General features: G+C 64.9%; 8 protein-coding genes and 1 pseudogene. 6 read left to right on the forward strand and 3 right to left on the reverse strand.

Features of this window, described 5'->3' with window-relative positions; translation table 11 throughout:
• Positions 1-92 precede the first annotated feature (92 nt).
• The 3 genes and pseudogenes from M1B34_RS24610 to amaB all read right to left on the reverse strand — a co-directional run bounded on the left by M1B34_RS24610 (position 93) and on the right by amaB (position 4,658).
• Positions 93-1,505: an amino acid permease gene (locus M1B34_RS24610; RefSeq protein WP_123335301.1), complete on the reverse strand. Its 1,413-nt coding sequence runs from the start codon at positions 1,503-1,505 to the stop codon at positions 93-95.
• Positions 1,506-1,824: 319 nt separating this feature from the next.
• Positions 1,825-3,111, reverse strand: a pseudogene (gene amaA / locus M1B34_RS24615) (L-pipecolate oxidase).
• A gap of 56 nt (positions 3,112-3,167) precedes the next feature.
• The gene (gene amaB, locus M1B34_RS24620) at positions 3,168-4,658 is read right to left on the reverse strand and encodes an L-piperidine-6-carboxylate dehydrogenase (RefSeq protein ID WP_268266457.1); all 1,491 of its coding nucleotides are present in this window, start codon (positions 4,656-4,658) and stop codon (positions 3,168-3,170) included.
• 150 nt (positions 4,659-4,808) lie between these two features.
• Between amaB and M1B34_RS24625 the strand changes: the two genes are divergently transcribed.
• From M1B34_RS24625 to M1B34_RS24650, 6 genes are all read left to right on the forward strand, one after another.
• Positions 4,809-5,711, forward strand: a complete 903-nt coding sequence (locus M1B34_RS24625; protein WP_123335296.1) for a LysR substrate-binding domain-containing protein — start codon at positions 4,809-4,811, stop codon at positions 5,709-5,711.
• Positions 5,712-5,898: 187 nt separating this feature from the next.
• The gene (locus M1B34_RS24630) at positions 5,899-7,149 is read left to right on the forward strand and encodes a 2-aminoadipate transaminase (protein WP_268266458.1); all 1,251 of its coding nucleotides are present in this window, start codon (positions 5,899-5,901) and stop codon (positions 7,147-7,149) included.
• Positions 7,150-7,153: 4 nt separating this feature from the next.
• Entirely contained in the window at positions 7,154-10,213 is a 3,060-nt protein-coding gene (gene ydiJ / locus M1B34_RS24635; protein ID WP_268266459.1) for a D-2-hydroxyglutarate dehydrogenase YdiJ, read from the forward strand.
• A gap of 316 nt (positions 10,214-10,529) precedes the next feature.
• Complete coding sequence (gene hglS, locus M1B34_RS24640) at positions 10,530-11,930, forward strand: 2-oxoadipate dioxygenase/decarboxylase HglS (protein ID WP_268266460.1); 1,401 nt, start codon at positions 10,530-10,532, stop codon at positions 11,928-11,930.
• A gap of 238 nt (positions 11,931-12,168) precedes the next feature.
• The gene (locus M1B34_RS24645) at positions 12,169-12,723 is read left to right on the forward strand and encodes a UPF0149 family protein (RefSeq protein WP_268266461.1); all 555 of its coding nucleotides are present in this window, start codon (positions 12,169-12,171) and stop codon (positions 12,721-12,723) included.
• Positions 12,724-12,764: 41 nt separating this feature from the next.
• Positions 12,765-13,112: a hypothetical protein gene (locus tag M1B34_RS24650; protein WP_268266462.1), complete on the forward strand. Its 348-nt coding sequence runs from the start codon at positions 12,765-12,767 to the stop codon at positions 13,110-13,112.
• Positions 13,113-13,137: the final 25 nt, after the last annotated feature.

Here is a 13,137-nt window from a genome sequence, read left to right on the forward strand (position 1 = left end):
CCCCGATCCACTCGCCAGCAGATGGATGCCCCAGACAAAAATGCCCGGGCCAAAGGCCCGGGCATTGCCGTCACGCGTTGGGTCGGCGCCGATCAACCGGCGCTTTCACCCGCACTCGGTTCAGCCCCTTTGTACAGGCCCTGCGCCGGCTTGCGCCGCAACAGCGAGATGGCCAGGATCACCCCCGCCACCGCAGCGGTCATCAGGGTTTCGTAGCGGTAGTTCGGGCTGATCAGCATGTAGCCCAGCACCAGGGTAATCAGGCCGATCACCAGCCAGGTCAACCAGGGGAACAACCACATCTTGAACGCCAGGACCGTGCCTTCCCGGTCAGTGATGGCGCGCATGCGCAGTTGGGACACCGCGATCACCAGGTACACCAGCAAGGCAATGGCGCCGGTGGTGGACAGCAAGAAGCCGAACACCTTGCCGGGGAAGGCGTAGTTGAGGAAGCAGCCGACAAAGCCTGCCAGGGTCGACAGCACCACCGCCACGGTCGGCACGCCATTGCCCGAGATGCGCGCCACCTGGCGCGGCGCCTCGCCACGAGAAGCCAGGGAATAGAGCATCCGCGAAGCGGTGTACAAACCGGAGTTCATGCAACTGGTCACGGCCACCAGCACCACGATGTCCACCATCAGCTTGGCGCCGGGCACATTGAGGATTTCCAGGGCACGCTGGAACGAGCCCACCTGCAACAGCCGCGGATCGTTCCAGGCCACCAGGGACACGATAAAGAAGATCGAGAAGATGTAGAAAATCGCGATGCGGTACACCACCAGGTTGGTGGCCTTGCGGATTTTCTCCCGAGGGTTGGCGGTTTCATCGGCGGCAATGGTCACGATCTCGGCGCCGAAGAACGAGAAGATCGTCACCAGCACACCGCCCAGCACCGCGCCGAAGCCGTTGGGCATAAAGCCGCCGTTCTGCCACAGCTGCTGCACCCCGGAGGTTTCGGCCAGGGGCCAGAAACCCAGGACCGCCATGGCGCAGACGATGATGAAGCCGAGAATGGCGATCACCTTTATCAAGGCGAACCAGTACTCGAATTCGCCAAAATTCTTCACGCTGATCAGGTTGGTGCACGCCAGCGTGATCATGATCAGGAACGCGAACAGCCAGGACGGCACTGCCGGAATCCAGGCGTGAAGAATGTCCGCGCCGGCAATGGCTTCCACCGGGATGATCAGCACCCAGAACCACCAGTACAGCCAACCGATGGTGAACCCGGCCCAGGGCCCGATGGCCCGCCCGGCGTAGGTGGAAAAGGAACCGCTGTCGGGGTTGGCGATGGCCATCTCGCCAAGCATGCGCATCACCAGCAGCACCAGCAGGCCGGTCATGCCGTAGGAAATCAGAATCGCCGGGCCCGCAGTGGCGATGGCGTTGGACGAGCCGATAAACAGGCCGGCACCAATGATGCCGGCAATGGAAATCATCGAAACCTGGCGTGACGTCAAGCCGTGTTTCAACGAGCGTTTCTGACGTTTTTCATCTGTGGTCATGATCCACCCTCAAGGTCAAAAAGCCGCGCGCGCCGACACCCGCCCAAGCGGACGCCGCACGCCCGACTCGGGTTTGCACAAGCGTTTTTGTTAGTTCAGCCCGCAGGCTGTTTTATGGCTCTTGCCCTCAGGCGCCCGGCATGGGCGGACCTTGGGTTGCAGTGAGAGCGGTGACGGCGTGCCAAGACATCGTCAGGGGGTCAACAGCGGGGTCACGGCGATAACAACCGTGCAGTGAAGGTGCCATTTGCTTGTCCTTTCATGGTTCCGGCGGCAGCTGAAATTGCATGGGGTTTTCTTGTTTTATGGCGTGAAGCGGTTACAGCACGACGCGCAGGCACTGCCCGGCGTGGTAGAGACTGAAGCCGGCGTCATAGGCCAGGCTGCGCAGGCCCCGGACGCTGACGGCCGGTTTGCCGGAGAAGGCCACCGGCAGCGCCTTGGCATCCCCGCTCAACAGGTAATCGGCAAAACATTTGCCCACCAGGGTCCCAGTGGTTACCCCGCGGCCGTTGAAGCCGGTGGCCGCGAGCAAGCCCGGCGCCGGCTCGAACAGACGCAACAGGTGATCGGGGGTAAAGCCGATGCGCCCGGTCCAGGTGCATTGCCACTCGACCTGGCCCAACTGCGGAAAATAGTGACGCTGGATGCGGTCGGCCCATTGCCGGATAAACCACAACGGGTAGTTCGCCGCGTTGCCCAGGCTGCCCAGCACCAACCGTCCATGGGCGTCCCGGCGAATGCTGCTGAGCACCGTGCGCGTGTCCCACTAACCCTGGCCGCCCTGCAGAATGCCCGCCTGCTCCGCTCCGCTCAGGGGCAGCGACGCCACCTGGTAGTAGTAGCCGGCGAAGATGTGTTCCTTGACCTGGCTCCACTCACCCTCGGTGTAGGCGTTGGAGGCGATGATCACTTGCTCGGCGCGCACACGGCCGCGCTCGGTCAGCACCTGCCAGCCATCGCCACTGCGTTGCAGGCCGGTGACCGGAGAGTCGCCAAACAACTGACCGCCGAGACGAACCACATTGCGCGCCATGCCCGAAGCGTACGCCATGGGGTTGACCGTGCCCGCGCGGTGATCCAGCAAGGCCCCCGCCACCTGGTCAGTGCCACAGGCGTCGGCGCAGGCCTGGCCGGTGAGCAACTCGACGTTGGCGCCACGGCGCTGCCACTGCTCGACCCGGCTGCGCAGGTCATCCAGGCCGGCAGCATTGTGGGCCATGTGCAGGGTGCCGGTGCGGGTGTCCTGGCAGGCGATGCCGTATTTGTCGATGGTCGAGAAGACCAGCGCCGGGGCCGCGCCCAGGGCCATGTTCAAACGGTTGCCCTCGGCCTTGCCCAGGGTTTGCTCCAGGTCGTCCGGTGGCACCCAGGTCCCGGCGTTGACCAGGCCGACGTTGCGCCCGGAACCGCCGTGCCCCACCTGATGGGCTTCCACCAGGCACACGCTTTTGCCGTTTTCCAGCAGTTGCAGGGCTGCGGAAAGCCCGGTGAAACCTGCCCCGATAATGCATACATCCGCTGTACGCTCGCCCACCAGGGGCGGGTTGATCGGGCGCTCCGGCGTCAACTGTTCCCAGAGACAGCCGCGATGAAATTGCGCCATGTGAAAACTCCAGACCACAGGCCAGGCCGAGCCCCGAAGGGCCCGGCACCAAGGGTTCAGTCGAAAACGATGCCCTGGGCCAGCGGCAGCTCGCGGGAATAGTTCACGGTGTTGGTCTGGCGGCGCATGTAGGCCTTCCAGGCATCGGAACCGGACTCGCGACCGCCGCCGGTTTCTTTCTCGCCACCGAAGGCACCGCCGATTTCCGCACCGCTGGTGCCGATGTTGACGTTGGCGATCCCGCAGTCACTGCCCGCCGCGCTCTGGAAGGCCTCGGCCTCACGGATGTCCGTGGTGAAGATGCACGACGACAGGCCCTGGGGCACTTCGTTGTTCAGGCGCAGGGCCTCGTCGAAATCGTCGTAAGCCAGCACGTAGAGAATCGGGGCGAAGGTTTCGTGGCGCACCACCGCACTCTGGCCCGGCATCTCGACGATGGCCGGGGCCACGTAGTAGGCGTTGGGGTACTGGGTCTGCAATTGACGCTCGCCGCCAAACACCTGGCCGCCTTCGTCACGGGCCCGGGTCAGGGCGTCCTGCATGGCGCTGAACGCCTGCTTGTCCACCAGCGGCCCCACCAGGTTGTCCTGGCGCGGGTCGCCGATGCGCACCTTGGCGTAGGCGGCCTTGACCCGTGCCAGCACTTCGTCCTTGACCGAACGGTGCACGATCAAGCGGCGCAAGGTAGTGCAACGCTGGCCGGCGGTGCCCACGGCGCTGAACAGAATGGCGCGCACGGCCATGTCCAGGTCGGCGCTGGGCGCCAGGATCATCGCGTTGTTGCCCCCGAGTTCGAGGATGCTGCGGCCGAAGCGTGCGGCTACCCGCGGCCCGACTTCACGGCCCATGCGGGTGCTACCGGTGGCGCTGATCAGCGGTACACGAGGGTCGTCCACCAGGGCTTCGCCCGCCTCACGGTCGCCAATCACCAGTTGCGCCAGGCCCGCCGGGGCCTCGCCGAAAATCTTCAGCGCCTTGTCGAACAGCGCCTGGCAGGCCAAGGCGGTGAGCGGGGTTTTCTCGGAAGGTTTCCAGATCACCGGGTTGCCGCAGACCAAGGCCAGGGTGGTGTTCCAGGCCCAGACCGCGACCGGGAAGTTGAAGGCGCTGATGACCCCGACCACGCCCAGGGGCTGCCAGGTTTCACGCATGTGGTGGCCCGGGCGCTCGGAAGCGATGGTCAAGCCGTACAACTGGCGCGACAGGCCGACGGCGAAGTCGCAGATGTCGATCATTTCCTGCACTTCACCCAAGCCTTCCTGGGTGATCTTGCCGGCCTCGATGGACACCAGCTCGCCCAACTCGGCCTTATGCTCGCGCAGCACTTCACCGAAGATCCGCACCAACTCGCCACGGCGCGGCGCAGGCACATTGCGCCACTGCAAAAAGGCTGCGTGGGCCTGTTCGATACGGCTCAGGACCTGGTTTTTATTCTCCAGGCTGACGGCGGCAATCTGGCTGCCATCAATGGGCGTATACACGGGATAAGTCCCGTCGCTGAAGGCACTTTTGTTCACACCAAGACGAACTAATAGGTCGGCAACCACTTTATAAATCCCCTGCAACTGACGCTGGTTGAATGTGTTGATGTAGGTCAGTATTCATGCTCCCAGCGCCTCCCCACAAACGACGTTTTAGAAAAACATGATTCCTTTTTGGAATGAACCAGCGTCCGTTCTTCTGCAGGTAGATTCGCCATGTCCAAGCGTTTGATGCCCTCCACCACCGCCTTGCAATGCTTCGAGGCGGCCGCCCGCCACCTGAGCTTCACCCGCGCCGCCCAGGAGCTGCACCTGACCCAGAGCGCCGTCAGCAAACAGGTGGCGCAGCTTGAGGAAATGCTCTGCAACCCGCTGTTCCAGAGGGTTCGCCGGCGCTTGCACCTGACCCCGGCCGGGGCTCTGTACCTGGCGGAGGTGAACAAGATCCTGATCCAGGTGGACATGTCGAGCCGCTACATCCTGTCGTACGGCGGCGAGACCGAAGTGCTGAAAATCGCCACCCAGCCCACCTTCGGCGACCGCTGGCTGGTGCCCAATCTCAAGGGTTTCAGCGGCCAGAACCCGAGCATTCACCTGGACATCCGCAGCGTGCTGGAGCCCTTCGACCTGGTTCAGGCCAAGGCCGACATCGCCTTTTTCTTCGGCCAGGGCACCTGGCCCGGCGCCACGTGCATTGAGCTGTTCAAAGAGCAGGTGATTCCCGTCTGCGCCCCGGAATTGCTGGCCGGCACGGCCTTCGACAGCGCCGAGGCGCTGACCCGGCACATCCTCTTGCAATGCACCTCGCGCCCCGAGGCCTGGCACGAATGGTTCCTGGCCCAGGACCTGCACTCGCAGAACAGCTACCACGGCCCGCGCTTCGACACCTTCTACATGTGCATTCGCGCAGCCCAGGCCGGCTGCGGCATTGCCCTGGTGCCGCGCTACCTGGTCAGCGAGGAACTGGCCCAGGGCAAACTGGTGATCCCCTGGGACTACCCGATGCAAAGCGACGGCTCGCACTTTATTGCCCACGCCGAACATTCGGCCGAGGTGCCCAAGGTCCGCGCCTTCGTCGAATGGATCCGCCAGCGGGTGGCCCTGGGCAACCCGCTGTAACAGCAAGTTTCAGAATTAAAGGAATGACAGGGCGATTTTATTTCGTTTGTGAGGCACCGGGCTTGTTCGCTTAGATAGAAAAAACAGCTACCCGAGCAGGTGCCCCCTTGTCTTCGTGCCCGACCCCCAACCTTGCACTGATCCCTGGAACGCCCTGCACTCACACGTTGCCGGAGAACGTTCTGTCATGAGCCGTGAAAACATCAGCCAATCCATCTCCACCGTTCACCCCATTACCTTGTCACACGGCAAGAATGCCGAAGTCTGGGACACCGCCGGCAAACGCTACATCGACTTTGTCGGCGGCATCGGCGTACTGAACCTGGGGCACTGCAACCCGCACGTGGTGCAGGCGATCCAGCACCAGGCCACGCAACTGACCCACTACGCTTTCAACGCCGCGCCCCACACCCCGTATTTGCAATTCATGGACCGCCTGGAACAGTTCATTCCGGTGTCCTACCCGTTGAGCGGCATGCTCACCAACAGCGGCGCCGAGGCGGCGGAAAACGCCCTGAAAATCGTCCGCGGCGTCACCGGGCGCAGCGCGGTCATTGCCTTCGATGGCGCCTTCCACGGGCGCACCCTGGCCACCCTCAACCTCAATGGCAAAGTGGCGCCTTACAAGCAGCGAGTCGGCGTCTTGCCGGGGCCGGTGTTCCACCTGCCCTACCCGAGCCCGGATACCGGGGTCAGCACCGAACAGGCGCTCAAGGCCATGGACCGGCTGTTCAGCGTCGAGATCGACATCAACGACGTGGCTTGCTTCATCCTTGAACCGGTGCAGGGCGAAGGCGGCTTCCTGGCCCTGAACCCGGACTTTGCCCAGGCCCTGCGCCGCCTCTGCGATGAGCGTGGAATCCTCCTGGTGATCGATGAGATCCAGTCCGGCTTCGGCCGCACCGGACAGCGCTTTGCCTTCAGCCGCCTGGGCATCGAACCGGACCTGTTGCTGCTGGGCAAAAGCATTGCCGGCGGCGTACCGCTGGGCGCCGTGGTCGGCCGCAAGGCCTTGCTCGACACCTTGCCCAAGGGCGGCCTGGGCGGCACCTATTCCGGCAACCCGATCGCCTGTGCGGCGGGCCTGGCGACCCTGGAGCAAATGAGCGATGCTCAGCTGTCCCGCTGGGGCGAGCAGCAAGAAAGCGCCATCGTCTCGCGCTATGAGTCCTGGCAGGCCCGTCAACTGTCGCCCTACCTGGGCCGGTTGACCGGCGTCGGCGCCATGCGCGGCATCGAGTTGCTGACCCCGGAGGGCGCACCGGCCACCGCCCAGCTTGCCGAATTGCTGGCCAGCGCCCGCGACGCCGGCCTGTTGCTGATGCCCAGCGGCAAGGCGCGGCACATCATTCGCCTGCTGGCCCCCCTGACCATCGAACCCGAGGTGCTGCACGAAGGCCTCGATATTCTCGAACACTGCCTTGCGGGAATCCGCTGAGCCCATGATTGCCAAGATTGCTCCGCCGGCGGCCCTCGCCACGCTGTATCGTGAGTTTCTCGAAGCCCTGCACCACGCAGGCTTCAGCGGTGAAATCGCCACCGACCACGCCAACCGCAGCGTGCTGGCCACCGATAATTCGATCTACCAGCGCCTGCCCCAGGCGGCGCTGTTTCCGCGGCACGTAGCGGACGTGACGCTGCTGATGGGCCTGGCCGCCGAACCACGCTTTCGGCCCATCGTGCTGACGCCCCGGGGCGGCGGCACCGGCACCAACGGCCAGTCCCTGACCCACGGCCTGGTGGTGGATCTGTCGCGGCACCTGAACCGGATTCTGGAGATCAACCCCGAGCAACGCCGGGTGCGGGTGCAGTCGGGGGTGGTCAAGGACCAGCTCAACGCCGCCCTCAAGCCCTATGGCCTATTCTTCGCCCCGGAGCTGTCCACCTCCAACCGCGCGACCCTGGGCGGCATGATCAACACCGATGCCAGCGGCCAGGGCAGTTGCACCTACGGCAAAACCCGCGACCACGTGCTGGAACTCAAGACCGTGCTACTGGGCGGCCAATGCCTGCACAGCGCGCCCCTGGCCGCCGAGGCCTTGCGCCAGGCCCTGGCCGCGCCCGGCATTCTCGGCGACGTGCACCGCTGCGCCGAACAGATTCATGCCCGCCACGGCGCGCTGATCGAGGCGACTTTTCCGCGCCTCAACCGCTGCCTGACCGGCTACGACCTGGCCCATATCCACGATGAGCAAGGGCGCCTGAATCTCAACAACCTGCTGTGCGGCTCCGAAGGATCCTTGGGCCTGGTGGTGGAGGCCACGCTCAATGTCCTGCCGATTCCCCGGCATTCGGTGCTGGTGAATGTCTCCTACGCCAGCTTTATGGACGCGCTGCGCGATGCACAGGCGCTGATGGCCATGCGGCCGCTGTCGATTGAAACCGTCGACTCCAAGGTGCTAGGCCTGGCCATGCAGGACATCGTCTGGCATGACGTCGCCGAGTTCTTTCCGGCCTACCCGGCGGCGGCCACCCAGGGCATCAACCTGGTGGAGTTCAGCGGCGACGATCAAGACCTCTTGCTGGAACAGGTGGCGGCCTTTGTCGCGCATCTGGAACGCGACACCAGCGTGCAGCGACTGGGCCACACCCTGGCCCAGGGCGCCCAAGCGGTGAGCCGGGTCTACAGCATGCGCAAGCGTTCGGTGGGCCTGCTGGGCAATGTCCAGGGCGAGGTCCGGCCCCAGCCCTTTGTCGAAGACACCGCGGTGCCGCCGGAACACCTGGCCGACTACATCGCCGAGTTCCGCGCCCTGCTCGACCGCCATCAACTGCACTACGGCATGTTCGGCCACGTCGACGCCGGGGTACTCCACGTGCGCCCGGCCCTGGACATGAAAGACCCGGCCCAGGCCGCCCTGGTGCGGGTGATTTCCGACGCCGTGGCCGAGCTGACCCACAAGTACGGCGGGCTGTTGTGGGGCGAGCACGGCAAGGGCGTGCGCTCGGAATACGCGCCGAAATTCTTCGGCGAGCTGTACCCGGCGCTGCAGCAGCTCAAGGCCGCGTTCGACCCCTTCAACCAGCTCAACCCGGGCAAGATCGCCACGCCCACCGACAGCCACGATGCGTTGCTGAAAATCGACCAGGTGCCGACCCGGGGCGAGCATGACCGGCAAATCGATGAGCGGGTGTGGACCGATTACGCCTCGGCGGTGCACTGCAACGGCAACGGCGCCTGCTACAACTTCGACCCCAACGACGCCATGTGCCCGTCGTGGAAGGCCACCCGCGACCGCACCCAGTCGCCCAAGGGCCGGGCCTCGCTGATCCGCGAATGGCTGCGCCTGCAACAGCAGGCCGGGGTCGATGTGCTGGCAGCCGCGCAACGCATCCGCCAGTCCAACCCATTGGCCACGCTGCCGGCCAAGGCCTGGAACAGCCTGTTTGGCCGCAGCGCGGAGCACGAGTTCTCCCATCAGGTGTTCGACGCCATGGCCGGCTGCCTGGCGTGCAAGTCTTGCGCGGGGCAGTGCCCGGTCAAGGTCAATGTGCCGGAGTTTCGCGCGCGCTTTCTCGAGCTGTACCACGGGCGCTACCTGCGTCCACTCAAGGACTACCTGATCGGTTCCCTGGAATACAGCATCCCCTACCTGGCCCGGGTGCCCTGGCTGTACAACGGCCTGATGGCCGCCGCGCCGGTGCGCCGCCTGCTGGAAAAGGCCGGAGGCATGGTTGACAGCCCGTTGCTCAGTCGCTTCGACCTCAAGTCGGTACTGCGCCAGGCCGGGGTCGAACTGGCCACCCCGCAACGCCTGGCGGCCCTGACCCCGGAACAGCGGCAGCGCAGCGTGATCCTGGTGCAGGATGCCTTCACCCGTTACTTCGACACCCAGGTGGTGGGCGACTGGATCCGCCTGATCCGGCGCCTGGGCTACCAGCCCTGGCTGGCGCCGTTCAGCGCCAATGGCAAGCCGCTGCAAGTGCTGGGGTTTCTCGGCGCCTTCGCCAAGGCCGCGAGAACAAACGCCCGGCGCTTGCAGCCATTGAGCGGCTTCGACATCCCGTTGTTGGGCCTCGACCCGGCCATGACCCTGGTCTATCGCCAGGAGTATCAGAAGCTGCTGGGGCAACAGGCCGCGCCCCAGGTGCTGCTGCCTCAGGAGTGGCTGGCGCGCCTGCCCCTGGCGCAGATCGCGGGACCGTCGACAGCCGGCGCTGGCGCTTACAAGCTACTGGCCCACTGCACGGAAAAAACCAACGCTCCGGCCAGCACCGCGCTGTGGCCGTCGATTTTCCAGGCCCTGGGCCTGGAGTTGCAGGTGCTGGCCAGCGGCTGCTGCGGCATGTCCGGCACCTACGGGCATGAAGCCCGCAACCTGGCCACGTCGCAGCAGATTTTCAGCCAGTCCTGGCAACCGCTGTTGCAGCAACACGGCGCGTCGGGCCAAGTGCTGGCCAACGGTTATTCGTGTCGCAGCCAGGCGGCGCGCTTGCAGCACCTGGCATTGCAGCACCCGCTCCAGGCGCTGTTGCGCCACCTCGACACCCAGCCGACGTAACCCGCCACGCCCGCGCCCCCTCATTGCTGCATGAGGGGCGCACCCGCCCTGTATTCCCCCCATGACTGACCTTCAACCGCCTCGAATCGACGCCCCCTAGGTGCGTGCCCTGCCGGCTATGCTCCAGGGCGAATGGGCAATGGCCAGCCGCGCCAGACGGCGCAACGCGAGGGGCCGGCGACGCCCTGAAGGTCAGTATTTTTTGGAATGACACGCGGCCATTTATTCGTTTGAAGCAGCTCCGGCCAGCCCGCAGAATTCACCCCACAGGCACTTCCAAGGCAACCTGCCAAACCGTTTGCGGAGAACGATCCACATGAGCACCGCCCAGTTCGCCAATCGCGACCAGATCCGAGCCGACTTTTCCCGCGCCATGTCGCAGATGTACAAGGACGAAGTGCCGCTCTACGGCACCCTGATGGACCTGGTCGCCGCGACCAACCAGCAGGTCATGAATCAGGACCGCGCGGTTGCCCAGAGCCTGCAACAGACCGGCGAAATCCAGCGCCTGGACATGGAGCGTCACGGCGCGATCCGCGTCGGCACGGCGGCCGAACTGGCGACCCTGGGCCGCTTGTTCGCGGTGATGGGCATGCAGCCCGTGGGTTACTACGACCTGACGCCGGCCGGGGTGCCGGTGCACTCCACGGCGTTTCGCGCGGTGCACGAGGACGCCCTGCAAGTCAGCCCGTTCCGTGTCTTCACGTCGTTGCTGCGCCTGGAACTGATCGAGGACGACGGCCTGCGGGCATTCGCCGAATGGGTCCTGAGCCGCCGCAGCATCTTCACCCCACGGGTCATTGAGCTGATCGAGCAATCCGAACTCGACGGCGGCCTGAGCCCGAGCGATGCCAAGGACTTCGTGCAGCAGGCCCTGGAAACCTTCCGCTGGCACAACCAGGCCACGGTGTCGCTGGCCGAGTACCAGAAACTCAACGCCCAGCACCGGCTGATCGCTGACGTGGTGGCCTTCAAGGGGCCCCACATCAACCACCTGACGCCGCGCACCCTGGACATCGACGCCGTACAGGCCGGCATGCCCCGGCACGGCATCACCCCCAAGGCGGTGATCGAAGGCCCGCCCCGTCGCCAGTGCCCGATCCTGCTGCGCCAGACCAGCTTCAAGGCCCTGGAGGAAACCATCCGCTTTGTCGGCCAGCACGCCGATGAAAGCGGCAGCCACTCGGCACGCTTCGGTGAAATCGAACAACGCGGCGCCGCCCTGACCCCCAAGGGCCGGGCCCTGTACGACCAACTGCTGAACAGCGCCCGCGAGCAACTGGGTGAATTCCCCAACGAAGCCAACGCCGAACGCTACATGGCCACCCTTGAAAACAGCTTCAAGGACTTTCCCGATAACCACGACGACATGCGCCGCCAGGGCCTGGCCTACTTCCGCTACTTCCCCACTGCCAAAGGCATCGCCGCCCGCAGTAACGAGCTGCCCCTCAAGGAACTGGAAGCCTTGATCAGTGCCGGGCACATCGCCTTCGAACCCCTGGTCTACGAAGACTTCCTGCCGGTCAGCGCCGCGGGCATCTTCCAGTCCAACCTCGGCGACGATGCCCAATCCCACTACAACACCCATTCCAACCAGGCCGAGTTCCAGCGCGCCCTGGGCCGCGACACCCTCAACGAGCTGCAACTGTACGCCGACACCCAGCGCCGCTCGCTGCTCGAATGCGCCACCGAATTGCGGGTAGCGCCGCTGGTGTGATCGTGGCGCCGGGCACGCTCTGTGCCTGGCGCTGAAAGCGGCAACAGTGCGAATATTGCGGCGCAGGATGAGCCCGAGCGCCGGAATACTCGCCGTATCAGCCCACTGAACGCGTCGCAGGCGACACCCTCTGTCGTCACCGGGAAAAATCAGCGCATCGGCTTCTGGATAAAATCCGCCACAGGGTTCATCCTCCGCGACTTTTTCCGGCCCCTTCGGCCCCTTCAGGAACCTCAACATGCACGACCAGCCCCTGACCGCCGCCGACTTCGAATTCATCGAAGACACCCTGCTCAAGTACGGCGACGACCATTCCGTGCTCAACCCGTCGGAGCTCGACGGCTACTTCACTGCCCTGGTCTCCAGCCCGGCACAGGTGGACATCGCCGAGTGGTTCCCGACCATCTGGGGCGGGCAGAACCCGGACTGGGAGAGCCCCGCCGAGTGCAAACAGTTCATCGAACTCTGCGTGCGCCACATCAACACCCTGGCCAGCCAACTGGCCCTCAAACCGCAGAGCTTCAGCGCCCGTTTCGAAGAGACCGAACACAACGGCCAGCCCCTGACCCTGGCCGAAGAATGGTGCTTCGGTTACCTGCGTGGCGTGGCCGTGGGCAACTGGCCCGACCTGCCGGCCCCGCAAGCAGCCCTGCTGCAAGCCATCAGCGACTGTGCCGACCAGGACAACTTCGAACTGCCGGTGGACCTGGACGTGGAGCTGCACCGCCAGCGCGTGGCCGCCTTGGAACCCGCCGCCCGCGCCCTGCACGACTTCTGGTCGAGCCGGCGCTAGGCCGGGCCGAACAGCCCGTTCATCTAGCGAGTCGAAGCCCCATGTCCGTCTACTCCATCGCCGTGACCGTCGCCCCCCACACCCCCAGCCTGATCAAGCTGCTGCGCCCGTACACCACGGCCAGCGTCGGCGAACTGGCGGGCAAACTGGGCAGCGAGCAGCCCGTGGTCGAAATCGACACCACGGACTTCCCCCTGAGCGTTGATGATGACGCAGGCCTGCAGCAACAACAGCAAACCTTGCTCGACCTGATCGACCGCCTGGAAGGCGCCGGCGCCAGCGTGCTGGTCCGCCAGCACCTGGACGAACTGACCGAGACCTTGTCACGGCAACAGCTGTTGAACCAGTTCGAGAGCGAGCGCGGTTACCGGGCGCAGGAGCACGATTGAGGGTTGGGCCAACGGCATCATGGAC

Source organism: Pseudomonas morbosilactucae, assembly GCF_023241715.1.
Classification (GTDB): domain Bacteria; phylum Pseudomonadota; class Gammaproteobacteria; order Pseudomonadales; family Pseudomonadaceae; genus Aquipseudomonas; species Aquipseudomonas morbosilactucae.

Bases quoted from the DNA above. Each gene is read 5' to 3' on its own strand.
- M1B34_RS24610 (WP_123335301.1), bottom strand. From the start codon at position 1,505: ATGACCACAGATGAAAAACGTCAGAAACGCTCGTTGAAACACGGCTTG.
- M1B34_RS24625 (WP_123335296.1), top strand. From the start codon at position 4,809: ATGTCCAAGCGTTTGATGCCCTCCACCACCGCCTTGCAATGCTTCGAG.
- M1B34_RS24630 (WP_268266458.1), top strand. From the start codon at position 5,899: ATGAGCCGTGAAAACATCAGCCAATCCATCTCCACCGTTCACCCCATT.
- ydiJ (WP_268266459.1), top strand. From the start codon at position 7,154: ATGATTGCCAAGATTGCTCCGCCGGCGGCCCTCGCCACGCTGTATCGT.
- hglS (WP_268266460.1), top strand. From the start codon at position 10,530: ATGAGCACCGCCCAGTTCGCCAATCGCGACCAGATCCGAGCCGACTTT.
- M1B34_RS24645 (WP_268266461.1), top strand. From the start codon at position 12,169: ATGCACGACCAGCCCCTGACCGCCGCCGACTTCGAATTCATCGAAGAC.
- M1B34_RS24650 (WP_268266462.1), top strand. From the start codon at position 12,765: ATGTCCGTCTACTCCATCGCCGTGACCGTCGCCCCCCACACCCCCAGC.